A 24,364-nucleotide genomic window follows, 5' to 3' on the forward strand; every position below is an offset into this window, starting at 1 on the left:
CAAAAAGGGCTGACGCCTTTTTATCTGTCCTTATCATAACACACGCCGTATAAATTAGTAAAATTAATATATTTAATCTTTTATTGCGTGTTTTCTTATAAACAATCCCCTGCATCCTGGATGTATCCAGCCAATCATCCGTATATCATGGATCCGTATATCATCTTCAGATTCCGTGGAAACTATTATGGCGCACACAATTAAATTGTGCTATACTAAAACGGTATGTGGTTAATTTTAGGACAGGGAGAATACAGAAGAAATGAAAATCGGATTTGATAACGAAAAATATCTGACCATGCAGTCAGAACACATCAAAAAGCGGATTGGTGAATTTGGCGATAAGCTGTATCTGGAATTCGGCGGCAAACTCTTTGACGATTTCCACGCCTCCAGGGTGCTTCCGGGCTTTGCCCCTGACAGCAAGCTGCGTATGCTCCTTCAGCTGGCCGACCAGTCCGAGATTGTCATCGTCATCAATGCGGCTGATATTGAGAAGAATAAGGTGCGCCATGACCTGGGCATTACCTATGACGAGGATGTGCTCCGCCTGATCCAGGAATTCAGGGACAAGGGACTGTATGTGGGAAGCGTGGTGATTACCCAGTACAGCGGACAGAACGGCGCTGACCAGTTCAAGGCCAAGTTAGAGCACAGGGGCATCCGGGTATACCGCCACTACTGCATTGAGGGTTATCCCAGCAATATCCCCCTTATTGTCAGCGATGCCGGCTTTGGCATGAACGATTATATAGAGACAACCAGGCCGTTGGTCATCATCACGGCTCCAGGACCCGGCAGCGGCAAGATGGCCACCTGCCTTTCCCAGCTCTACCATGAGAACAAGCGCGGGATTAAGGCCGGATATGCCAAGTTTGAGACATTTCCCATCTGGAACCTTCCGTTAAAGCATCCGGTGAACCTGGCCTATGAGGCTGCCACGGCGGACCTTAACGATGTGAACATGATTGACCCCTTCCATCTGGAAGCCTACGGCAAGACAACGGTCAATTATAACAGGGACGTGGATATCTTCCCTGTGCTCAATGCGATTTTCGAAGGGATTTACGGCACCAGCCCTTACAAATCCCCAACGGACATGGGCGTCAACATGGCCGGCTTCTGTATCATTGACGACGACGCCTGCCGGGAAGCATCCAACCAGGAAATCATCCGCCGTCACTACCATGCGCTGAACCGTCTTGCCATGGAGGAAGGGGATCAGGATGAGGTCTACAAGATCAACCTCCTCATGAACCAGGCCAAGATCACCACTGCCATGCGCCGCGTCATCGCCCCCTGCCTGGAACGTGCCCAGAAGCTGGGCGCTCCTGCGGCGGCCATGGAACTGGATGACGGACAGCTGGTAACCGGCAAGACCAGCAGCCTTTTGGGCGCTTCCGCCGCCCTGCTGCTGAACGCCATCAAGGTATTGGGCGGCATTCCGCACAATGTACACCTGATTGCCCCATCCGCGATTGAGCCTATCCAGACCCTTAAGACCCGGTACATGGGCAGCAAGAACCCCCGCCTCCACACGGACGAGGTCCTGATTGCCCTGTCCATGAGCGCGGCCACGGACGACACAGCCAAAAAGGCCCTGTCACAGCTCCCCAAACTGCGGGGCTGCCAGGTCCACACCTCGGTCATGCTGTCCGACGTGGACATCAAGGTGTTTAAAAAGCTGGGCGTGGAGCTTACATCCGAACCGGTCTATGAGCATAAGAAGCTGTATCATTAAGGTATATGGATTAAGATGCATGGATTAAAATATATGGATTGAGATTTATGGATAAAAACAGGGCCCCGGCCCCACTGGAAAGCCAGTGGCCGAAGCCCTGTTTTTATTTTACCATCCGCTACTTCTTCTCCACATCCGTGTAATACAGGTGTCTTGGAAGCCCGTCCGTCATGATTGGGGTAAGCTCTGCCTGGATTAAAGGCCGTATGTAATTCACAAATTCTTCCGTCACATAATCCCCATCCTTATTAATCCACTCCCTGGGAACCTTTTTCTCCACATTGGCAACCTTATGTACGTCATAGATATCCGTGACGCACACATAGGGATCGTCGGAAACGCGCTTGAGGATGATCATCTTGCCAGTCTCACCGTCAAAGGCCTCCTTCACGGCCGCCCCTCCCACCTGGAACGCCTCCGTGATATCCACCCTGGAGACAATATGGGAAGCGCATCTTTGAAGGGAGTTGAACTCAATGGCCCTTGTCTTGCAGCCAACCTCCCGGTTGATTTTCTCCGCCAGGTATCTGGCCGTCCCTGTCAGCTGTTTATGCCCAAAGGCATCCACAAACTCAATCCCCTCTGTCAGTTCACAGACATAACGGCCATCCGCCAGCTTCACTCCCTCTGACACGGCAACCACCACCGATTTCTTGCGCCGGTGAAGCTCCTCCACCTTCTTCATGAAGGAATCCACATCAAAGGTGACCTCGGGAAGGAAAATCATGTCCGGCCCCTCGCAGTCCTCGCCCTTTGCAAGCGCTGCCGCCCCGGTCAGCCATCCTGCATTCCGTCCCATGATTTCCAGGATGGTCACGTTCTGCTGGTCATAGACAAGGCCGTCCCTGATCACTTCTTTTGTTATGGCGCCAATGTATTTGGCCGCGCTTCCATATCCAGGTGTGTGGTCCGTTGCCGCAAGGTCATTGTCAATGGTTTTAGGCACGCCCATGAAGCGGATCCTGCTGCCATTCAACAAGGAGTAGTCGGACAGCTTCTTGATGGTATCCATGGAATCATTGCCGCCGATATAGAAGAAATACTCCACTTCCAGCTTGTTAAGGATTTCAAATATCTTATCGTAGACAGCCCTGTCCTCACATATCTCCGGAAGCTTGAAACGGCATGAGCCGAGATAGGCGGAAGGGGTCCGTTTCAATAGCTCGATGTCCAGATCCGTCTTGATGTGGTCGGACAGGTCCACATACCGCTCCTGCAGCAGTCCCTGGATTCCGTGAAGCATGCCGTATACCTTCCTTGCCCCTCTGTCCTTGGCAGTTTTATAGACCCCCGCCAGGCTGGAGTTGATTACCGCGGTCGGCCCTCCGGACTGTCCTACGATTACATTGCCTTTAACCTCTGTCATAAGAATACCTCCCATATTTAATTGTAAGCGCTTACAAAACTATCTCTATTCTAATACAAAGCCACAGGAAATACAATACATCCGCGGTACTTTTTTATGATTCATCCCATTTTATTGCACCCGTCCAGGTGGCTGCAGTCATTCAGGTCCACAAGGCGGCAGGCGCCGGATGCAGGGTCATAATCCATGGTGGTAATGCTTGCATTGCTGACCACGATTTCCTTCGCTTCCGGCTGTCCCTCCAGAAGATGTACGATAAAATGGGCCAGGGTCCCCCCATGGGCCACCACCGCCGTGTCCCCATCCATCCCTGCGCGTATCATGTCCCATGCCTGGCGGCAGCGCCCGTCCACCTGGTTCAGCGTCTCGCCGCCCGGAGGCGCCACCGTTGCGGGGTGCTGCCACCAGGACTCATACAGTTCCCTGTCCGTGGTCAGGATATCCTCGGCGCTGCGGCCTTCCCAGTCCCCATATCCAATCTCCATCAGCTGGGGCACGGCCCTGACCGTCAGGCCCAGGGGTGCTGCTATGGCCTTTGCCGTCTCCATGGCCCGTTTCTGGGGGCTGGAATAGACAGCGGTCACCGGGCGGGACTTCATGCCTTTTGCCAATGCCAGGGCCTGCCTGCGGCCCGTTTCATTCAGCGGGATATCCTGCCTTCCCTGTATCTTCCCCTCCACGTTCCAGTCCGTCTGTCCGTGGCGTATAATATATAACTTCATGACTCTGCTCCCCCTACAGTTCTTCCATGCTCCATCCATCCTTAATGGGATTGGAGGAATCCGTGTCATCTTCCGTATCCACAAAAGCCTGCCCTTCCCCATTGACCGTCAGGGCGTCCAGGGCCAGCTTCATGATGTCCTTGATTTCATCCTCCGTCATCTTCATCTTGGCTGCCAGTTCCTGGAGCGTGGCCTCCCGGCCCAGTTCCCTGGCCAGCATCTGGGATACGGTCTGGAGTACATTGACCCTGGCGGCCATGGTTTCCTCAATCTCAGCTTCTGCTTTCTGCTCCTCAAGGGCCAGCTCCACGGCCTCCCTTACCCTGCGCGCCAGAAGGCTGTCCCACTCCTCACTTCCGTCATATTCAATGGCTGCCAGCATCAGGGCCGTGTTCGCTTCCTGGACAATATCAGACATGGGAAGTTCCCTGCCCTCATACTCCGCCGCCAGATCAAGCACATGCCTTAAACTGCCTTCCACCAAGCGGTTGCGCGCCCCGGCATTCCCCTTTGCCGTCTCCTTCAGAAGGTCCGGTTTCTCCTGGCCTGTCAAAGGTGCGATGCCGCCCATCTCTTCCAGGTACATTTCATAAAAATTCTCTGCCATATCAATCCTTATTCCTTTCAAGATATGTATTAGGATAATCCATCCACTTATATAAGTCAAGCAATCACACAGAAACCTCTTTACAAACACTTGTCCATCGTGATAAGATAGGCTTAGTTTATAAGGAGGACTTAATAATGGATATCAACTATGAACTATATAAAGTATTTTACCATGTTGCAATTACACTGAGTTTTTCTGAGGCGTCCAAGCAGCTGTTCATCTCCCAGTCAGCGGTGAGCCAGTCCATAAAAGTCCTGGAGAAAAAACTGAACCAGCCTCTTTTCATACGGAGTACCAAAAAAGTGCAGCTCACGCCTGAGGGCGAGATCCTGTTAAAACACATCGAGCCAGCCATGAACCTGATCAAGCGGGGGGAGAACCAGCTTCTGGAAGCCCACACATTAAACGGCGGCCAGCTGCGCATCGGCGCCAGCGATACCATCTGCCGCTATTATCTGGTGCCCTACCTGAACCGTTTCCACAAGGAATTCCCCAACATCCATATCAAGGTCACCAACCAGACTTCCATTGAGTGCGCCCGTTTCCTGGAAAACGGACAGGCCGACTTCATTGTGACCAATTATCCCAACTCAGCCCTGGCCGGCAACATGAATACCCGGGTCATCAATGAGTTCCACGACGTATTCGTGGCCAGCCGTTCCGCGTTTCCTTTGGAAGGAAGGAAGCTGGGTCTGGAAGAGCTTCTGGACTACCCCATCATGATGCTGGACCGCAAGAGCACCACCAGTGAGTTCCTGCACCAGATTTTCCAGAAAAGCCAGCTTGACCTGGTTCCTGAGATTGAGCTTTCCAGTAACGACCTTCTCATCGACCTGGCCCGCATCGGGCTGGGAATTGCATTTGTCCCGGACTTCTGCATCCCTGCAAAGGACAGGAACCTGTTCATCCTGGATTTAAAGGAACAGCTTCCCTCCCGGCAGATGATGGTTGCCTACAACGAAAGCCTGCCTGTGTCCCAGGCAGCCAGACAGTTCATGGATATCCTGTAGACAGCATATGGCCCTTTATGGGCACATGGTCAGAAACGGTTCCAGAACCCTTCCACTGCCTGTCCCACATTATACCGGTTGACCACTGTGTAGGACCCCCATTCCCTTGGGAACAGGGCCACACATTCCGGACGCAGGAACCGGTCGTCCAAAAGGGCAATCACGCCTTTGTCATGGATGGTCCGTATGACCCGGCCGGCTGCCTGCATCACCTTGTTCATTCCCGGATACTGGTAGGCATAATCAAACCCGCAGCCTCCGTGTTCATCAAAATAATCCTTGAGGATTTCCTGCTCCGTATTCACCTGGGGCAGGCCGGTCCCGATTATCACAGCGCCAATCAGGCGGTCCTCCTTCAGGTCAATCCCTTCGGAAAAGATTCCCCCCATCACACACAGGGCCGCCATGGACTGTTCCCGCTCCCCGTCAAAGCTTCTCAGGAATTCCTCCCTTTCCTCCTCAGTCATGCGGTTCTTCTGGGCCAGCCACGTAAAGGCCAGGCCGCCCTCCTCCTGCCTTCTGGCAAGAATCCCCTCAATGGCGTAAAGATACTGGTAGGACGGGCAGAACACCATGTAATTCCCCCTTTTCCCCTCCACGATCCTGCATATATAATCTGCAATCTTCTCATATTCATAGGCGCTTCTGCGGCTGTAGCGGCTGCTCACATCGCTGGCAGCCAGCACCAGGCGGTTTTCCTCAGGGAACGGTGACTTCGCATAGACCGCATATTCCTCCTGGCTGCCGCTGAGCAGTTCCTTGTAATACTGGATTGGCAGCAGGGTGGCGGAAAAGAACAGGGTGCTGTTCCCCCGGTCCAGGCATTCCTTCAGGTTGACAGCCGGATTCATGCAAAGAAGCCTGACCATGAAGTGTCCGTCCGGCAGAAGCCTGGCATAAATCCTGTAGTTATCGTCCAGCCTGTCATAGACATACAGGAAATCCCGGACCGCAAAGTAAAAATCCAGCACCAGGTCCCTGTCCCCGAACTCCACATTCTCATTCATGAAGCTTTCCAGTTCGCCGAACATGGTCATGAGCTGAAGGGCCAGCAGGTTCACATCCGGCAGCAGCTCATAATCGCTTCCAAGGACTTGGCGGTAGATGACCCCCTCCCCGCTATCCGAACCATAGGCCCGCTTGATGTCCAGGAACTTCTGGTTGCACCTGTCAAGCTGTGTCAGCACCTTTCCCGCGCCTGTCTGGGACTTGAGGATCCGCCTGACCATGAGCACGTCTTCTTTTATCAGGCTGGCGCTGTACATCTCCCTGGCCCTGGGGACCAGGTTATGGGCCTCGTCCACCAGGAACAGGTACCCCTGTCCCGGCTCCCCCTGGTCAAAATACCGCTTCAGCCTTACATTGGGGTCAAACACATAATTGTAATCACAGATGATTCCATCCACCCAGTTGCTGATATCCAGGCAGAACTCAAAGGGGCATATCTGATACCGCTTGGCATATTCCAGGACCTTCTCCCTTGTAATCCCATCCACATCCCCGATAATTTCATAGACCGCATCATTGACCCTGTCATAATGCCCCTTTGCCCTTATGCAGGCCTGTGGATTGCAGTCCGGCTTCTCCATGATGCACAGCTTTTCCTTGGCAGTGATGGTCACGGTGTTAAAGTACAGCCCGCTTTCCTTCCTGAGGATGGAAAATGCATCCTCTGCCACGCTTCTGGTAATGGTCTTGGCCGTCAGGTAGAACAGCTTCTCCCCATGGCCCTCCCCCATGGCCTTCAGGCTGGGATAGATGGTGGAAAGTGTCTTGCCCACACCGGTGGGCGCCTGTATGAAGAGGTTGCGCTTCCTTGCAATGGACCGGTATACGTCCACCGCCAGTTCCTTCTGCCCATCCCTGTAGGGATAGGGAAACGGAAGCTCCTTTAAGCATTCCTGGCGCCGCATGCCGTGATGGTGAATGTACCTGGCCCACTTCACATATTCATGTATCAGACCTTCAAACCAGACGGACAGGTCGTCAAAGCCCCTCTCCTCCTTAAAGCGCCTGATTTCCTCTGTCTCTATATTGCAATAGGTAATCTGGATCCCAATGGTGTCAAGTCCGTTATCACAGCTGTAAAAATATCCATAGCACAGGGCCTGGGCCAGATGCACCGGGTCCGGCTCCTCCAGCCGTCCCACATCCATGTAGATGCATTTGATTTCATCAATCACAACACCGGCCGGCTCCGTGATAATCCCGTCAGCCCTTCCCTCCACCAGGATTTCAAACATATCCTCCCGTACCCTGTGCTTTAAAACCACTTCCGGGCGGTAACTGCTTCCCATCCGTTTCTGTATCTTCCGGTGCAGCCTGCTGCCAGCCTGCATGGCCTCCTTCTTTGCCCCGGCGGTCCTGCGGTTGTCCAAATCACCACTTCGCATCACGAATTCCACCAGATTACGTACCGATATCTTAATTGGCGGCTGTGCCTGTACCTGTGTCTGTCCGTCCAAATCCCGCTACCTCCCTGCTGCCTGCAAAAAACGCATGCCCATCATACAATCTGACGATATCATACCATAAAAACAGGAGGATTGCAAACAGACGTTCGCAGTCCTCCTGATTTAGCCGGCAGGTCCTTCTTTATGCAGCTGTGATTGCTGATTCCGGTGAAAGGGTATCCAGATACTCCTCAAAGACTTCATCGGTTCCGTTGAACTGGACCGTAAGCACCCTGGTCAGATCCAGGCTCAGTACTCCCAGGATGGACTTGGCATCAATGGTTACCCTATTATAAAATACATCAATATCAAAGTCACACCTGGTAGCTTCCTCTACAAACTTCCTTGCTTCAGCTATTGTTGGTAATATGATTTTCTTTTCTTTCATGATCAAAACTCCTTTTTGGGGACGCCCGGCCTTTCACATGGAAAGCCGGTGTGTCCATAAATGACAAATGGAAAGGTTGACATATATATATCACTATTATATTCAATTGTCAAATTCCGTTCCTCCCCCCATCCCTGCCAGGGGGCTGTTTTTTATTGTGCATGTTGATTGATTTTTCCGGTTTTTCCTTTATTGAATTATGATATTTTAAGGGGCGGTCCCCAGTAATCTGGAAACCGCCCCTGATTCTTATCTGCCCTGCAGGGATTTCATCCGGGCAAATTTAAGCTTTTCATAGAAAATTCTGCCTTTACAGGCATGTTACCGCTTCAAAACCAGGTGCTGGGGCAGTCCGTTTACCATGAACGGCTGGTAATCCCCCTGTATCAGCGGCTCCACATAATTGACAAATTCCTGCGTCACATAGCTGCCATCCTTGTTTACCCAGTTCCTTGGGACTACCTTTTCATTGTTGGCAATCTTATGGACATCATAGATGCCTGCCGCGCTCATATAAGGGTCATCGGATACCCGGTCAATGACCACCATCTTACCTGTGTCGCCTTCATCCGCCGCCTTAACAGCCGCGCCGCCCACCATGAATGCTTCGTTGATATCCACCCGGGAAGCCACATGGGAAGCGCTTCGCTGAAGGGTTGAAAGCTCCACGGACCTGGTCTTGCAGCCCAGCTCCGCGGCCAGGAACCCGGCCAGGTAATCAGCGGTGCCGGCCAGCTGTTTATGCCCGAATGCATCCACATAATCGCTTCCCCCTGACAGCTGGCATACATACCGTCCGTCCGGGACCCTGATTCCCTCGGATACCGCAATGACGCTGGATGGTTTCTTAACAATAAGGTCCTTACACTTTTTAAGGAACTTATCAATATCAAATATGATTTCCGGCAGGTAAATCAGGTCGGGACCGCAGCAGTCCTCTGTCTTTGCAAGGGCCGTTGCTCCGGTGAGCCAGCCCGCATTCCTTCCCATGCACTCTATGATCGTGATGGTCTTGCGCTTATAGGAAAGCCCCATGGCATCCCGGATCACCTCCTTGGTGGAGGTGGCTATGTACTTGGCTGCGCTTCCAAAACCAGGGGTGTGGTCGGTCAGCGCCAGATCGTTGTCAATGGTCTTAGGCACGCCCAGGAACTTCTGGCTGTGTCCCTTGACAATGGCATAGTCCGACAGCTTCTTGATGGTATCCATGGAGTCATTGCCTCCGATATAGATGAACACCTCAATCTCCAGCTTATCCAGGATTGCGAACAGCTTCTCATAGATATCCGGGTTCTCATGGATGTCCGGCAGCTTATAGCGGCAGGAGCCCAAGAATGCGGAGGGCGTCCTCTTTAAAAGCTCAATATCCATATCCGAATGGATCTGGGTGGATAAATCCACATACATTTCATCCAACAGCCCTTCAATGCCGTGGAGCATGCCGTACACCTTGTAAAATCCCCTCTCCTTCGCCGTCTTATACACACCTGCCAGACTGGAGTTAATAACTGATGTAGGTCCCCCTGACTGTCCAACAATTATATTGCGTTTTTTACCCATACAAAATCCCCTTTCTTAGTAGTGTCTTTTATTAATAATGGCCATCCGGCTCATCAAATCCATCGTCCCCGTCCTCATAGCCGCCTATGAACTCCCTTGAGGATACGCGCTTGTTATCCCTCTCCTGCTCCACCAGCTGTGAAAGCTGCTCCTTTACATTCTCGCAGTCACGTATATTATGTATGTCAAATGCCTTCATGGTCTTGTCACTGCTGTCCACATGGATGGTTCCCAGTCCCACAATCCTCTGCCAGAAGGTCTTACGCAGGGACAGATCCAGTATCCTGTATAAGCGCACCTCGTCTTCATGGATATTCAGTATCCCTGTCTTAATGAAAAGCCGGTCCTCTGTCAGGCCATACACTGTAAATGTCCAGGGAAGTCCCAGCCAGTTCCTCTTCCTGTCACTCCATACCATATCTTCACGTTTCATTTCCTGTTCCTCCTCCGGCAATATCCAGGTCAGTATTCTCTCATCTATTGTACTATAAATTCTCGCAAATATCCACAGAAATCTCGCAAATTCAATCAGGTTTCTGCGTTTTTTCTCTTTTGTCTGTATAGTTTCCATACAAAAAAATTACAGCCGCCCCAAGGGCGGCTGTTCGGTCATACCTGTTCCTTCTATATTATAATGGATGCATATCCCTTATATGTAATATACAATTCCAGGCCTTACTCATCCTGTGCTGATTCCTGCTGCTCACCAGCTGTTTCCTCCGGCCCTTCCGGCTGGACCGGCTGTTCTTCCCACACAAACCCTCCGGCTGTCTTCTGGGCGCCGCTCAGGGCGCAGGACAGGCTCCTCCGGCTGATTTTAAGTGCACGGCTGGCATGGGCAATTGAGAGGAACTGTCCAACTACCTCGCCATCCAGGGTCTTCTGCAGCAGCGGACGTTTATCATGATTCCCTATTTTGCTGGTCAGGTCTATCTCAATGTTTTCCTTGGGGGATTCTGCCAGAACCTTCCTCCACACAAATCCGCCCCCGCTCCTGCGCTCACCATGAGCCGCCCTGGCTATGGAGCCAATGGATACCCCTGTGGCCTCATGGGCTTCCCTGGAGCTTTTATAGTCTGCCAGATACACACCTTCAGTAGAATATTGACGATATACATAACCTGCACTAATTGTACGACTCATCTCTAGTTTTTTCCTCCCATTATCTTTAGATTACCTGATGCACATGGTCATTATATCAACTATTGACTTTTTTGTCCAGACAACTTCTTACCCATATATTACCCCCTATTTACAGTGTATTCGCTTTTTCGAAGATATTTTTAGGGAATCGATGTCTGCCTTTTCTCAAAAGTGGTTATATTTGTTGCAAAAGTCATAGCAATTTACAATTAATTGTGATAAATTATAAATATCAAATATTCAGGAGGTATCAGACCATGTATGCAGAATTTACAGATGACCTGGTTACAGGCAACACTTTAATTGATTCCCAGCATAAGGAGCTGATTGATAAGATTAACGATCTGCTGAAAAGCTGTGAGGAGCGCTCCAATCAAAGCGGTGCGGCCAGGATGTTGAATTACCTGGCAGATTATACAGAATTTCATTTTAACGAGGAAGAAGGACTGCAGGAATCCATCAGCTATCCCGGCATAAAGGAACATAAGCAGAAGCATGAGGAGCTGCGGAAAACCGTGCAGGAGCTTCATGACATGCTGGTGGAGGAGGAAGGCCCTTCCGACGCGTTTGTGAACGCGGTCCAGGAAAAGGTAAGGGACTGGCTCTACTACCATATCCAGACCTTTGACCGCTCGGTTGCCGAGTACAAGTTCATGCGCGATAATGCAGAGCGCATCTGACGGAAAGTAATTTTCAAATTCGCCCAAGGGCGAATCCGGAAACAGCCGGTCCGGGAATCCAGGATTCCCAGGCCGGCTGTTTTTAATGGGTATTTTTACTTATGAACATCCTGAAATCATCATGACTCCTCATCCTGTCCCTGGGCCGCCACCGGCCGAACGGAAATCCCGTTGATTTCCACATGCTCGCTGATGGTTATGACAATACACGGCCTGCCCTCAATCATACGGTTTTCCACAAGATGGGTCTTGTCCGGGGCCACCTTGATGCTGACATCCGGTGTCTTGATTTCAAAGCTCCTGGTGTTGATCACATTGGCCGCCACAAAACTGGTTCCCGGCCCGTCCTCCACCTCCGCATAGCGCTGTTCAAATTCCTCCAGCTTTTCAGGAGCCGCGCCGTTTGTCTCCAAAAGCTTTTTCACCTGATACTTGTCCAGGGTCAGGGGAACCGGCTCATCCTTGGTCTCCTCTACCAGTTCGGCCAGGTTCTCATGGATGTTCTTCACTGTCTCGAAATCACAGTTTTCCCCCAGGGTTTCCTCCACAAGGGCCTGGAACGTCTCCTTCTGGCTCTTGGCCGACATGGGGATGACGCAGCCTAGCAGTTCATCAATCAGGGTTTCCGGCATCTGTTCCGGATTCTTTGCATAATACAGAAGGCTGTGAAGGTCCGTGTTCCTGTCATTAAACGCAGGGAACAGGAAGCCCTGTTCAGGCGCCTCCACCAGCCAGTCCCGGCTGCGGTTCTCAATGGAATTGGTCAGCGGGTTATAGCTCAGGCCTGCTTTGGCAAGCTTCACCGGACAGATGGTACACTGGATGAACTCGTACACATATTCCGAGGCGTCAAACATCTCAGTCCCGTCCGTGGCCTTGGCCGGAATGTCATAGGCACAGTGTATGAGGATGATATAATAATTCTCACCATAGTCATAATTGGCAATGACTTTATCATAGAATTCCTCAAGGATGGCATCATCCTTTAACTGGCTGTCCCTCAGCTTCATGAGGAAGTGGTGGGTGCCGCCCTCCGCCTCTGTATGTAAGGGGAATTCCATATTAATCAGGTTCTTCCCAACGGTTCCTGAAAGCGCGTTCCTGAAAATAGTAAAATACTTAAACGCCTCTTCCTCAGGAAGCGATAGGAACGCCTCCTTAAGTTCCGTCTTCTTGTTCTTCTCCGCATCCACATAACAGCCGCAGATGCGTGTGATGGCGCAGTTTGCCGGTGTAAACAGCTTTTTTATTTCATTGGCTTCTTTCTTATTCATTCCGTATCTCTCCCGTCCTTGCCGCGGTCCGGTCATTCATATTAATCCCTTAGGCCGCTGCTTATATTGACAGTTTTTATACTAGAACATATTTTTGCATAAGTCAAGCCTTTAACAGTCCAAGGTCACAAGGGTCCATCTTCCATTCTGCCACATGACAAAGCATGGCCTCCTGATCATGAACCGGTAATAAGCTTCAATCAGATTCTGGAATACGCCGAATTTCATCAGGCTCCGGCAGGGTGGATGGATGGTCATATGTATTGTCTCCTTTCAAGGGTTGATATTACATTCTATGCTGCCTGTCCAGGAAATATGCAGCCTTTCAAATGCATCGGCCGGAAGGGGTTTTGAGAAAACATAACCCTGCACCATGTTGCATCCAATGGACTTAAGATACTCCACGGTGTCCCAATCCTCTATGCCTTCCGCCACGGTCTTTACCTTCAGACGCTTTGCCAGATCCACCAGGCAGGCAATCACCTCCCTTGCCTTTGGCCCTGACATGTTGAGGAAAAAGGAACGGTCCATTTTAATGGAATCCACGTCAAATTCCTTTAAAAGGCCCAGGGATGAAAAACCGGAACCAAAATCATCCAGGGAACAGGCAAAGCCCAGCTCATGCATCCTTTGTATGGCATCCCTGACCCGTTGAATCTGATGACTGTCAAAGAAAATGGACTCTGTCAGTTCAAACTCAATCATGCCTGCCGGAATATGATATTGTCCGGCAATATCCGCAAACCGGTCCAGGAAATCCTCATCCGTAAAATGCTGCCTGGACAGATTGACGGAAACAGGGATTATTTCCTTCCCTTCCTCCTCCCAGCGGCTTATGATCCTGCACACCTCCGTAAACACGTAGATGTCCAGTTTACATATTTTACCATTCCGTTCAAACAGCGGAATGAAGTTAGAGGGATATATGACCCCCCTCTTTGGATGTATCCAGCGGACCAGGGCCTCAGCGCCTTCCAATGCGCGGCTTTCAAGACCCACCTTTGGCTGAAGGTATACCTGGAAATCATGGTTTTCAATGGAACCTTGGAACAGGCCGTTTAACTCCTCCTCCATTTTCAGTTCCACGGTCAGACTGTCATCATAGAACACACATCCAGACTCCAGATCCGGATTCCTGCTCTGTGAGGCCAGCCTTGCCCTGTCCTGGAGGATGGCAATCTCCAGACCCGGTTCCTCCACCACACAGGCGCCCTGCCTGAATGAAAAGGTGTATCCGGGAAGATCCGGATTGCAAAACGAATTGATATCCTGGACCATATCATCCATCCTGTCCCGTATTTCCTGATGTCCGCCTCCCTTCAGGCACAGGAAGAAGCAGTCTGACTCACTCCTTGCCACGAATTCGCCGTCTTCAGCCCTCATATGACGCTCCATCACATGATAAAGATATGCAAGTACCTGGTTTCCTTCATGGATTCCAAAACGTTCATTAATCATTTTAAAATGTCTCACATCCATGACCGCAATGGTATATCCGCCCGGCTTCATGCTTCCGGCCAGTTCACGGTACCTGAGTCCAAAAGCAGCCTGGTTGGCGCCGCCTGTCAGCGAATCCACAAAAGCCAGCCGTTCCAGCTGCATCCTGTGGGAATGGTAAAAACGGTACATGGCATTCAGGAACAGAAAGAATATCACAATCAGGATGCCGATGATAAAAAATGTCTGCAGGATATAACGGTTTGCGTCTCCTGAGATAATACCTGCGGGAATGATGGTCAGCAGGAACCAGTCATTTAAATCCAGACTGTTATAGGACAGGAACAGCTCCTCTCCCGTTACAGCGGAAAACTCCAGGATACCGTCCTTCCCCATTCTCATATCATCCTGCATTTTCCTGATGTCCCCCACCACCTTCTGCTCCTTATCACTTCTGAAAATATCATCCAGACGCAGGAAAGGTTTCAGTTCAGATGGCGAGATTACCACCTGTCCGCGGCTGTCAACAATGCAGCTGAGCATCTGTCCATTAAAACTTTTGGACGCTATCATGGACTGCATGTTCTTCTTGCTGCGCACCCCTACCAGCACCCCGCTTACCGTCCCATCCATACCGTATACAGGAACAGAGTAGAAAATGCTCTCCCCTCCCATGTAACCGGCCCGTACCTCCCCGTCAAAGGAGGAGCGGACGCTGGATATCCCGAAAAAGCGTTCGGGATCCATATCCCGGGACACTTCTTCTGAACAGACATAATCCCCTTTCCTGTCCAACAGGATAAGAGGGTCGAATTCAAGGATTTCCGCCTTGCGGGCCAAAAAATCCCGGATGGATGTTTCATTTTCAGGGATACCCATCCGCATTACGGAATCCGCAACCATGATCAGGCTGTTCATCTTATTATGGATTGCTTCCTGGATATCCCTTGACAGATTCGTCGTGACATCATTTAAATATGACCTGGTGCTGCGGTTCATGGCCATCCGGAGTTCTGATGCATTCCATATGGAAACCCCAAACACAAAAATAAGGATTACTGATAGTAACCCCACCTGTACCCTCCTGATGAGAGGTCTTGATTCCTCCGGCAGGATATGTCTCTTATGTTGCATGATTGCATAATCTCCACATCATTCGAATATAGTTTCATTTTAGTTTACGGCCAGCGATTAATCAAGGCGGAATCTGTGTACAATAGCACATAGTACCGGACATTTTTATGGCGGAATCCATAGAACATGTTATAATGTCGTATGATACCGGACCGCTTATATGCGGTTAACCACCAGAAACAGCGGAGGACTTATGGATGGAAGAAAAAAGAACTTTATTTGACTATCTGTACCGGAATTTAAAAGAGCAGATACTGACCGGATACTTAGGCTACGGCGAACTGCTCCCCTCTTTAAACGGGCTTTGTGAAATATACAATGTGGGGATACGGACCGCAAAAGATGTAATCCGTGCCCTGAAGGAGGAAGGACTGATCCAGACTGAGGAGAGGAAACCTTCCCATGTGATATACCGCAGGCCCCAGTGTTCCCCCGACATCCATGTGATACAGTCCGTCCTCAAAAAAAGGACATCCATACTCCAGGTCTACCAGACCATGGAGTTACTGCTCCCCTCCATCTTTTCCTTTTCATTGGCGGTATGCAGCAGCGATATACAGAGGCTGTGTTTTGCACAGCTGCGCAAGGACAGCAGGAAGGACCTTCGGACCAGGTGGAAATCAGCATCCATTTCACTGCATCATTTACTGGATGCGTCCGGCAACCTGCTGTTCAGGGACGTACTTACCAACCTGGAACTGTGCGCCCGGGTTCCATTTTTCCTGGAGCAGGGACAGGAGGTATGCTTTTCCACTCCCTGCAGCAGATACGGGAACCCGATGTGGATCCTGGATGCCGCCGGCGCAGGAAGTCCGGCAGGAATCCACCAGCAGTTCCGTTTGATGTACGCTTCACTTACCCAGGCGGTTGAGATGTATCTGGCGGATATATGCTCCCGCTATCCCAATGTGGACGAGGAGCAGACAGACATGTTCCCATGGCATATCCAGCTGGGCCGCGACCATTATTATATGCAGATCACGCGGTCCCTTATTGACCAGATCGGCCTTGGTGTCTATGGGGACGGCGATTTCCTGCCTCCCGAGGCAGCGCTGGCAGAGCAGTACAATGTGTCGGTTTCAACGGTCCGCAAGGCTATTGCCATGCTGAACAAGACCGGTTTCTGCCAGACTTACAATGTAAAGGGCACACAGGTAACCTTATTCAACGATAATGCAACCGTGCGCTGCATGAAAAACAAGGTGTTTAAAAGGGATACCCTGACCTACTTAAGCGGACTCCAGTTCATGGCCATAGCAATCCGTCCCGCTGCCCTGCTGGCCTTTGAACAGATTGATGCCGGACGGCTGGAGGAACTGAAGCATGCCCTTAAGGCCCCCTATGCAATCCCTCTTGACCTTCTCATCCGGTATGTCATTGAATGCCTTCCCCTGTACCCGTTCAGGGCCATACTGAAGGAGGTTACGGGCACACTGCGGTGGGGTTACTATTATTCCTTCTTCAGCGCCGGAATCCAGGCAGACAATCCCCTGGACCGGAAAAGCATGACTGCTTACCATTACCTGATTCGCGGGGATAAAGAGGCCTTTGCCGGCCAGCTGTCCCTGTGTTACTGTCATATCCTGGAATTTGTCCGGGACTTCCTGGCTGACTGCGGGCTGCCGGAAGCCAGGAACTTCGTCACGCCCATACCGGAACTGTTGGGATGGTAAAACCCTGGGCCGGGATTGTCCGGGCTGGAAAACCGGGGGCCAGGGCCATCCGGACTGGAACTGCCAGGAATAGGATAATCCCCTTGCGGATATAGGCTGGAAATGATATAATCACACCAAAACGGCGTGATATGCGCCGGAAAACAGGAGGAATAAAATGGATTTTACGTATTACCCAAACCGGATTGCCCTGCTGGACGGCAGCGGACAGGCCATTGCTGAAATCACATTCCCGGACCTAGATGGGAATACCGTGGATATTAACCATACATTTGTGGACGAATCCCTCAGGGGCCAGGGAATGGCCGGCAAACTGATGGAAGCTGCCGCGGACCAGATCCAGTCCCAGGGCAAGAAGGCTGTGCCCACATGCTCCTATGCGGTAAAATGGTTTGAAAAACATCCGGAATACAGCAAACTGGTGAAATAGCCCCCGGGGCTGTTCCACCAGTTTGCTTTTTCTATTTCTGTCTTTCTATATTATTTTCCCTGTTATTTTCCAAAAACAGATTCTTCCTTTATATCCAGCTTCCTGCACCACGCCTTCAGCTTATCCTCATCATAGCCGGAAACATGGAAATCATCCAGGGACTCCTCAATTGCGATATCTGTTTTAATGGTTGCCAGCCGCTTTGAAAGCAATGCCGCTGCTTCGCCGCAAAGTTCATCCTCTTCCCCTGTCTTTGTAAGGGCCTTATAGGGCGAACGGCTGATTCCCAGGCCGGATTTCCAGAAGTCCTGCAGCTCCTTTAAGGAGGCCTTATCCTTCTCAGCCTCGTGGATGGCGGCATAGATTTCCTCAATGGTGCCATATTCACCCAAAAGGATGGGGGCAGCGCTTGCCACGCCCTTTACACCCGGTATATTGTCAGAGGTATCTCCCTGGATTCCCTTTAAATCCGTTATCTGATGGGGCCATACCCCTTCCTCCGCCAGGACATGCTCCGCTGTAAACTCAAATGTCTTTTCCGGAAGGTTGACGCTTTTTTTGTCCATCCCATAGGGCGCGTAATATTTATCATACAGTTCGTCCGCCTTCTCCTGCCTGGACTGCACCATCCAGGCCCTTACATTATGCCCATCATCTACAAGCTGCAGATAGTCATGGTCCTTGGTCATCACAACCATGGGGATCTGGTCCCGGAACTTCATCACCAGGCTGCCTGCGTAATCATCCGCCTCATACCGGCTGCTGTAAAGCACCCTGAACCCTGCATCCTCCAGGATCTGCTCCAGCAGCACGAACTGCTGCTTCAGAGGTCTTGGGGTTTCCGACCTGGTTCCCTTGTAATCCGGGTACAGTTCCCTGCGGAACGTGTCCCTGGTCTTGTCGAACACGAAGGCCACATGATCCGGCTGCTGCTTCTTGAGCAGGGACACCACCGCCTTTAACACGCCAAATATCCCATTGGTATAGGTGCCATCCGCTGCGTGCAGTATCTTATCATAATGCTTCTGCTTTTCCTCATCTGTTTTGGCAAACATGATTTCCCTGGGCAGGACAGCATAATAACAGGTGGACAGCAGTGATGAGCCGTCCACAATCACAAACTTATTCTCTGACATATGAATTCCTAACCTTCCTTTGCAATACTTAAATACTCCGGCTTAACATACCCGGTCAGCCATACACCGTTTTCAGACAGATAAAAAACCGCGCCGTCCCGTGCCATCCGTCCGGCGTCCACCTCCAGCACCATTGGCTGTCCGTGACGGCTTCCCACCTTAACTGCCGTGCTGTAATCCTTTGACAGATGTACGTACAGACGGCTCATGGGCTTTAATCCCTGGCCCTTAATACTGTCCATAAAACGGCTGGCCGTCCCGTGATACAGCTTTTCCGGAGGAACCGCCTGCTTCAGTTCCACATCCACCGGTATGCTGTGCCCCTGGTTTGCGCGGATCAGGGTCTTATCCTCATTAAAGCTGTACCGTCCCTTTTCATCCGTGCGCACAATCTCCTCCAGCATTTCCATGTCAAGCCTCCGTCCTGAGGCATTGACGCCTGCAATCAGCTCCTGTGTATCCGCCCATCCGTGACCGTCCAGGGAAATCCCTGCCGCGTCCGGGTCGTGGCGGAGTACCAGGCTCAGGAATACGCTTAACTTATCCTGTTTACTTTTACCCATCTCCATCTCTCCCGTCAATGATTCTTCCAAATATACCCTTAGTCATTATGCCAGACAAGCTGGTCCGAAGGCACCGACACATATTCGTCCGCCTTCTCCCCCACCCGCATGATTACATTGCGTATGCCTGCCTGGATGATCATCCTGGCGCATACCGGACATGGCTTTGCCCTGTGGACCGTGTTATCGGCAGGGTTTACGCCTGCCAGATACAGGTCTGCCCCCATGGTCTGCTCCCTTGAACAGTTTAACAGTGCATTCTGTTCCGCATGGATGGCCCTGCACATGCCATAGCCCTCCCCCTGGTGCAGTCCAAGCTTAATCCTTGGACAGGAGCCGATGTCGCAGCAATTGTCATAGCCCCTGGGGGAACCATTGTATCCGGTTGAGACCACCACATCGTCCTTGACAATCACTGCACCGTATTTGCGTTTGATGCAGGTGCTTCTGTAAGCAAATGTCTCAGCCACGTTCAGATATGTGTCGATTTTGGATATCCTCTGTATCCCGTCCGGTTTAACCATGAATCTCCCCTCATGTCCCTGCTTTAAAATTATAAATAGGTTTTATCACTTTTTCTATATCAGCCGTGTCCCCGATATTGTCCACAATATCCTTCATGCCTTTGTATGCCATGGGACATTCATCCAGTGTCTCCATGCTGACCGATGTCGTGTAGATTCCCTTCATCTGCTTTTCAAACTCAGATACGGAAAATGAATTCTTTGCCTGGATACGGCTCATAAGCCTCCCCGCCCCATGGGGAGCGGACTGATTCCAGTCATCATTGCCCTTTCCGATGCAGATCAGGCTTCCATCCCTCATGTTAATGGGGATTATCAGCCTTTCGCCTTTCCTTGCGGACACAGCGCCTTTCCTGAGTATCATGTGTTCCGTATCAATATAGTTGTGGATGGTCGTAAACTGGCTGACCACATGCAGCCCCATCCCACTGACCAGTTCATCCATCATGGCCTGACGGTTATAAACCGCAAATTCCTGCACCAGCTTCATATCATGGATATACTGCCCAAACAGAGGTCCCTCCACATAGGCCAGCTGCCTGGGAACCTCCGTGCGTACCCCGGTCTTTAATTCCTTCAATGCCTTCTGGATTTCCTTCTCCCTGCCCTGGGCCTTCAGTTCCATGATCAGCTTCTGCTGGTCCTCCCGGGAACTGCCGTTTAAGGCCCGGTATCCCTCGGCCTGATAATGCCCCGCAACCTCCAGTCCCAGATGCCTGCTTCCGGAATGCACCACCAGGTAGATATTTCCCTCATCATCCTGGTCAGCTTCAATAAAATGATTCCCGCCACCCAGTGTCCCCAGGCTTTTCCCTGCCCGGTCCAGGTTAATGTTTTTTGCACAGCCCAGTTCATCCAGCCTGCACCGGTCATAATATCTGTGTGTCTGTGTCCTTATGTTAAAACCGGACGGGATCCTGTCATAGATAAGCCGGTCCAGCTTCTGAAGGTCAATACGCCGCTCCTCCAGCCGTACCACTTCCATGCCGCAGCCAATGTCAACCCCACCAGGTTGGGCACTGCCTTGTCCTTGATTGTCATGGTGGTGCCAATGGTGCATCCTGCCCCTGCATGGATATCCGGCATCAGACGTATCCTGCTTCCGGCCGCAAATTCCTGATTAAGTAAAAGCATGACCTGTTCAACCGATGTGTCATCCACCACATCCGTGAAGATTTTTGCCTCGTTGTATCTGCCCTTCAGTTCAATCACCGCTGTCCTCCTTAAATCCTGCCTGATGGAGCGTATTCCATATCTGATCAGAATGCCCATGGATGCCCCTTTGGCAGGCAGTCATCGCAAAGCAGCTCACCATCCACCACCGCGCCGTTGGTCAGTTCCCTGACCGGGTCCGGCTTCTCCCTGTCCGTTGTCCATGCATTACATTTATGGCACCGTCCACAGTTCATGGTTCCGGGATTCAGCAAAAGCTCCTGGGTGGAATACCACTCCGCGGTATGGGCACTGTCTATGGCAATATCCTGGTCTGGAAGCGCCTTCCAGATCCTCTTCCTCAATTCCTCTTTATCATGATTCGTGGAAATTTCCCTGTCTTCTACCTCCACCAGATATGCTACCTTGTATAGCAGCGTTTCGGTGGCATCCGGTTTCTCCTGCTGACCACAGCCCTCATCCCCGGCCATGACCAGGCCCAGATAATCCAGCAGTTCTTTCTTAGTCAGTGGCCCTGCATGGCTTAATATGCAGTACCTGCAGTCCATGCGTTCAATGGTCCGTACCAATGTCTTCAGCCTTTCCTTATCCATATAGCCGCCATTGTAAAAATCCCCACAGGTGGAATCCCCCAGGAACAGCACCTTTTCTTCAGGAACATAAACCAGCACCGTGTCCTCTGAATGCGGGGAAACCGCATGGAAAATATCAGCTGTCAGACCGCCCAGTTTAAGTGTCATTTTATCAGTAAATGCGATATCCGACGGGATTGCCACAATCTCCCTGCCACCCGCATATTCCTGTTTCAGGCACGGGTCCTCTTCCTTAAGCGCGTCCGCATAAGCGCTGTCCGCCAGCCTTATCCGCTCCTGCTTAAGCATTTCATTGGTTTTCACATGGGCGGCTGATAAACCGTGGATATGATGCATCCCAAACGTATGGTTCCAATGCCAGTGGGTAATGACCGTCATATCAGGCAGCTTCAAACCCGCTGCTTCCAGCGCCCCATAGAATCCATCCACATGGGCAGCCGAATTGCCTGCGTCTATTGCAAGGCTTATGCGGGAGCCATTAATATATGCCAGCATGGGGCGGTCTGTCTCCGGCTGATGGGGATAATAGAAAATCCTATCGGTTAATTGTTCCAGTTTCATCTGCCAAACTCCCTGCTGACTACAGAATCATATATCAGCTTTGTCCTGGTGTCAAAAAGCACCCATGTAATCTCATCCAAAGCCCCGTCATGCTCCAATAGGAACTGCTTAACCGCAGCCGCGGCGCTTTCTGCGGCCAGCTCCACCGGAAAATGATAAATTCCCGTTGAAATAGAAGGAAATGCTATCTTTTTAATACCCTTCTTTACTGCAATATCAAGTGAATTCTGATAACAGGAGGCCAGAAGCCCTGCTTCATTGTGCGTTCCCCCATTCCATACCGGACCAACCGTATGGATGATATAGGTGCAGGGCAGGCCATACCCCTTTGTAAGCTTGGCCTGCCCGGTCTTACATCCCCCAAGAAGCCTGCATTCCGCCAAAAGCTCCTTGCCCGCTGCCCGGTGAATGGCGCCATCCACTCCCCCGCCTCCGAGTAAGGAGGAATTAGCCGCATTGACAATGGCATCCATCCCCTGTATCTTTGTTATATCGCCTAGCACTGTCTGTATCTTTGTTTTCATTAATATCAACCCCCTAATGATGGTTCAGGTTACATTCTGATTGGAACTATCTATTTTGCCCTCATAATATTATATCAAAACCATTTCTAATATCATAGCATAATCTTAAGCAAAACAATAGCGGCACTATAAAAGTTGTAAAAAAACGGAAATTTTTGTAATAGAGACTTGTAATAGAGGGATTTGTAATAGAAACGGAATAAATCAAAAAAAGTGGTTGACACTTTTCAAATCATATGGTATCCTTATTGAGGTTCAGAAATGCAGCCGACAAAGGGGAATAGTTCAATGGTAGAGCAGCGGTCTCCAAAACCGTAGATGGGGGTTCGAGCCCCTCTTCCCCTGCTGACTATTTTAACGAATAGCCCAACCCGAATGAGGTCAGAAGTCCTTTATCTTAAAGGTTTTCTGGCTTTTATTTTGTTTATTTCGGGGAGGGCTGATAAATTAAAACAGGGCGGTTGGGTTTAATCCCTCTGCTTTCATTTTCTTCCCCGTCTGTCCTCCCCCTGAATTCCACAGTACACCGCCAAAAATGCGGACACACATTTCCGCGTATCCGCATCTCTTTTCTTATATTTATTCAATTACCGTCAATTCCCTGGGCAGATGGTTTAAGGATAATGCCCCATCTTCGGTCACGACAAAAAGGTTCTCAATACGTACACCACCCTTTTGCGGCAGGTAGATTCCCGGTTCCACGGAGAATACCATGCCTTTCTGCAATGGTTCGCTGCAGGACAGGCTGATATCCGGAAACTCATGGGAATCCAGGCCAATGCCATGTCCAGTCCTGTGAGTAAAGTACTGCCCGTAACCTTCATTGGTTATGATATCCCTGGCAATCCTGTCAATTTCCGAACACGCAACGCCTGGTTTGATTGCGGCAGATGCCTGCAGGTGGGCCTTCAGGACGATGTCATAAATCTTCTCCATTTCAGGAGATACTTCCTTGTAAAAGACAGTACGTGTCTGATCGGAACAGTAATGTCCATAGGGCGCACCTAAATCAAACATGATACAGTCACCAGGAGTTAACCTGGTATCATCTGATACATGATGGGCTTCGGCACAGTGGGCGCCATAGGAGAATATCACATTGGTCCCATAGGCATCTGCCCCATATTGGGCAAATAATCCATAACGCATACGGGACAGTTCCAGTTCACTGATATCACCATTGATATTCTCAAATATTTCAGCCAGGACCTTATCATTAATCAGGGAAGAGGTTTTTAGGATATCAAGTTCCTCCTCATCCTTAATCATGCGCAAATCATCCACCAGTTTCGGCATATTGACATACCTGGCATTAGGCTGGGCGTTCATTAAGCCTAACAGGAACCTGGCCTGCCAGTCCTGGTCCACCACAACCGTGCCGCCTTCCTTAATGGCCTTTCCCATTAACTGTGTGGGGTCCTGGGTATCATCCCACAATACAAGCTCTGCCATGACACTGGGATCCACGTGGAATAAACGGTTTACATAGTAGATTGCACTGCCGTCTGCATTGATGATCAATGCCAGCAGACGCCGCATGGGATCCATATACGCACCTGAAAAATAAAACACATTGGCTTTTGATGTGACGATTACCTGGTCTACCCCATACTCTTTCATTTTACTACAAAGCTTCTGTACACGTTCAGATTTCATATCATACCTCCTG

At 50.6% G+C, this 24,364-nt stretch carries 22 protein-coding genes, 1 tRNA gene and 1 pseudogene; 6 read left to right on the forward strand and 18 right to left on the reverse strand.

The features are described 5' to 3' along the window. Positions 1–262 precede the first annotated feature (262 nt). Positions 263–1,741, forward strand: a complete 1,479-nt coding sequence (locus LK536_RS31995) for a DUF1846 domain-containing protein (protein ID WP_008725146.1) — start codon at positions 263–265, stop codon at positions 1,739–1,741. Between the two features lie 118 nt (positions 1,742–1,859). Here LK536_RS31995 and LK536_RS32000 read toward each other — a convergent pair whose 3' ends face one another. The 3 genes from LK536_RS32000 to LK536_RS32010 all read right to left on the reverse strand — a co-directional run bounded on the left by LK536_RS32000 (position 1,860) and on the right by LK536_RS32010 (position 4,436). After that, positions 1,860–3,107, reverse strand: coding sequence for a 6-phosphofructokinase (locus tag LK536_RS32000; RefSeq protein WP_040382384.1), 1,248 nt, complete (start codon positions 3,105–3,107; stop codon positions 1,860–1,862). Positions 3,108–3,208: 101 nt separating this feature from the next. Continuing rightward, positions 3,209–3,829, reverse strand: coding sequence for a histidine phosphatase family protein (locus LK536_RS32005; RefSeq protein WP_120058224.1), 621 nt, complete (start codon positions 3,827–3,829; stop codon positions 3,209–3,211). Positions 3,830–3,842: 13 nt separating this feature from the next. Beyond that, a complete protein-coding gene (locus LK536_RS32010; RefSeq protein ID WP_025482156.1) occupies positions 3,843–4,436 on the reverse strand; it encodes a sigma-70 domain-containing protein in 594 nt (197 codons plus the stop codon). 137 nt (positions 4,437–4,573) lie between these two features. On the opposite strand from LK536_RS32010, the gene LK536_RS32015 reads away from it, so the two are divergent. Beyond that, positions 4,574–5,449, forward strand: coding sequence for a LysR family transcriptional regulator (locus LK536_RS32015; protein ID WP_008725140.1), 876 nt, complete (start codon positions 4,574–4,576; stop codon positions 5,447–5,449). A gap of 29 nt (positions 5,450–5,478) precedes the next feature. Here LK536_RS32015 and LK536_RS32020 read toward each other — a convergent pair whose 3' ends face one another. The 5 genes from LK536_RS32020 to LK536_RS32040 form a co-directional block, all read right to left on the reverse strand. After that, entirely contained in the window at positions 5,479–7,914 is a 2,436-nt protein-coding gene (locus tag LK536_RS32020) for an ATP-dependent DNA helicase (RefSeq protein WP_331472080.1), read from the reverse strand. A 130-nt stretch (positions 7,915–8,044) separates the two neighbouring features. Next, positions 8,045–8,290: an HPr family phosphocarrier protein gene (locus LK536_RS32025; protein ID WP_008725138.1), complete on the reverse strand. Its 246-nt coding sequence runs from the start codon at positions 8,288–8,290 to the stop codon at positions 8,045–8,047. A 321-nt stretch (positions 8,291–8,611) separates the two neighbouring features. Beyond that, positions 8,612–9,850, reverse strand: coding sequence for a 6-phosphofructokinase (locus LK536_RS32030; RefSeq protein WP_227794989.1), 1,239 nt, complete (start codon positions 9,848–9,850; stop codon positions 8,612–8,614). A gap of 31 nt (positions 9,851–9,881) precedes the next feature. After that, positions 9,882–10,283, reverse strand: coding sequence for a PH domain-containing protein (locus LK536_RS32035; RefSeq protein ID WP_008725136.1), 402 nt, complete (start codon positions 10,281–10,283; stop codon positions 9,882–9,884). 242 nt (positions 10,284–10,525) lie between these two features. Beyond that, the gene (locus tag LK536_RS32040; RefSeq protein WP_008725135.1) at positions 10,526–10,993 is read right to left on the reverse strand and encodes an NUMOD1 domain-containing DNA-binding protein; all 468 of its coding nucleotides are present in this window, start codon (positions 10,991–10,993) and stop codon (positions 10,526–10,528) included. 257 nt (positions 10,994–11,250) lie between these two features. Here LK536_RS32040 and LK536_RS32045 point away from each other — a divergent pair, with 257 nt between their 5' ends. After that, complete coding sequence (locus LK536_RS32045) at positions 11,251–11,673, forward strand: bacteriohemerythrin (RefSeq protein WP_120058222.1); 423 nt, start codon at positions 11,251–11,253, stop codon at positions 11,671–11,673. A 119-nt stretch (positions 11,674–11,792) separates the two neighbouring features. On the opposite strand, the gene LK536_RS32050 is transcribed toward LK536_RS32045, so the two are convergent. The 3 genes from LK536_RS32050 to LK536_RS32060 all read right to left on the reverse strand — a co-directional run bounded on the left by LK536_RS32050 (position 11,793) and on the right by LK536_RS32060 (position 15,458). Beyond that, the gene (locus tag LK536_RS32050) at positions 11,793–12,947 is read right to left on the reverse strand and encodes a DUF4317 domain-containing protein (protein WP_025482157.1); all 1,155 of its coding nucleotides are present in this window, start codon (positions 12,945–12,947) and stop codon (positions 11,793–11,795) included. A 111-nt stretch (positions 12,948–13,058) separates the two neighbouring features. Beyond that, a complete protein-coding gene (locus tag LK536_RS32055; RefSeq protein WP_168164739.1) occupies positions 13,059–13,205 on the reverse strand; it encodes a hypothetical protein in 147 nt (48 codons plus the stop codon). A 15-nt stretch (positions 13,206–13,220) separates the two neighbouring features. Further along, on the reverse strand, positions 13,221–15,458 hold the full coding sequence (locus LK536_RS32060) for a bifunctional diguanylate cyclase/phosphodiesterase (RefSeq protein ID WP_331472081.1): 2,238 nt from the start codon (positions 15,456–15,458) through the stop codon (positions 13,221–13,223). 257 nt (positions 15,459–15,715) lie between these two features. On the opposite strand from LK536_RS32060, the gene LK536_RS32065 reads away from it, so the two are divergent. Together LK536_RS32065 and LK536_RS32070 are read left to right on the forward strand one after the other, a co-directional pair. Next, on the forward strand, positions 15,716–17,191 hold the full coding sequence (locus tag LK536_RS32065) for a GntR family transcriptional regulator (protein ID WP_227794991.1): 1,476 nt from the start codon (positions 15,716–15,718) through the stop codon (positions 17,189–17,191). Positions 17,192–17,348: 157 nt separating this feature from the next. Beyond that, a complete protein-coding gene (locus tag LK536_RS32070; RefSeq protein ID WP_227794992.1) occupies positions 17,349–17,621 on the forward strand; it encodes a GNAT family N-acetyltransferase in 273 nt (90 codons plus the stop codon). A 62-nt stretch (positions 17,622–17,683) separates the two neighbouring features. Here LK536_RS32070 and LK536_RS32075 read toward each other — a convergent pair whose 3' ends face one another. The 6 genes and pseudogenes from LK536_RS32075 to LK536_RS32100 form a co-directional block, all read right to left on the reverse strand. Next, on the reverse strand, positions 17,684–18,757 hold the full coding sequence (locus LK536_RS32075) for a 5'-3' exonuclease (protein WP_227794993.1): 1,074 nt from the start codon (positions 18,755–18,757) through the stop codon (positions 17,684–17,686). A gap of 8 nt (positions 18,758–18,765) precedes the next feature. Beyond that, on the reverse strand, positions 18,766–19,320 hold the full coding sequence (locus LK536_RS32080) for an RNA 2'-phosphotransferase (RefSeq protein WP_227794994.1): 555 nt from the start codon (positions 19,318–19,320) through the stop codon (positions 18,766–18,768). Between the two features lie 38 nt (positions 19,321–19,358). Then, a complete protein-coding gene (locus LK536_RS32085; protein WP_120058218.1) occupies positions 19,359–19,844 on the reverse strand; it encodes a deoxycytidylate deaminase in 486 nt (161 codons plus the stop codon). Positions 19,845–19,854: 10 nt separating this feature from the next. Beyond that, positions 19,855–21,056: pseudogene (locus LK536_RS32090) on the reverse strand (RtcB family protein). Between the two features lie 47 nt (positions 21,057–21,103). Then, entirely contained in the window at positions 21,104–22,171 is a 1,068-nt protein-coding gene (locus LK536_RS32095; RefSeq protein ID WP_227794995.1) for an MBL fold metallo-hydrolase, read from the reverse strand. Continuing rightward, positions 22,168–22,695 carry an O-acetyl-ADP-ribose deacetylase gene (locus LK536_RS32100; protein WP_008725113.1) on the reverse strand — a complete coding sequence of 176 codons (528 nt, stop codon included), beginning with the start codon at positions 22,693–22,695 and terminating at the stop codon, positions 22,168–22,170. The genes LK536_RS32095 and LK536_RS32100 overlap by 4 nt, the downstream gene beginning before the upstream one ends. A 274-nt stretch (positions 22,696–22,969) precedes the next feature. Between LK536_RS32100 and LK536_RS32105 the strand changes: the two genes are divergently transcribed. Continuing rightward, positions 22,970–23,040 (forward strand) — tRNA-Trp (locus tag LK536_RS32105). 234 nt (positions 23,041–23,274) lie between these two features. Here the strand turns inward: LK536_RS32105 and LK536_RS32110 are convergent. After that, positions 23,275–24,351 carry a M24 family metallopeptidase gene (locus tag LK536_RS32110; protein WP_120058215.1) on the reverse strand — a complete coding sequence of 359 codons (1,077 nt, stop codon included), beginning with the start codon at positions 24,349–24,351 and terminating at the stop codon, positions 23,275–23,277. Positions 24,352–24,364 lie beyond the last annotated feature (13 nt).

The organism is Clostridium pacaense (genome assembly GCF_020709765.2).
Lineage (GTDB): Bacteria > Bacillota > Clostridia > Lachnospirales > Lachnospiraceae > Enterocloster > Enterocloster hominis.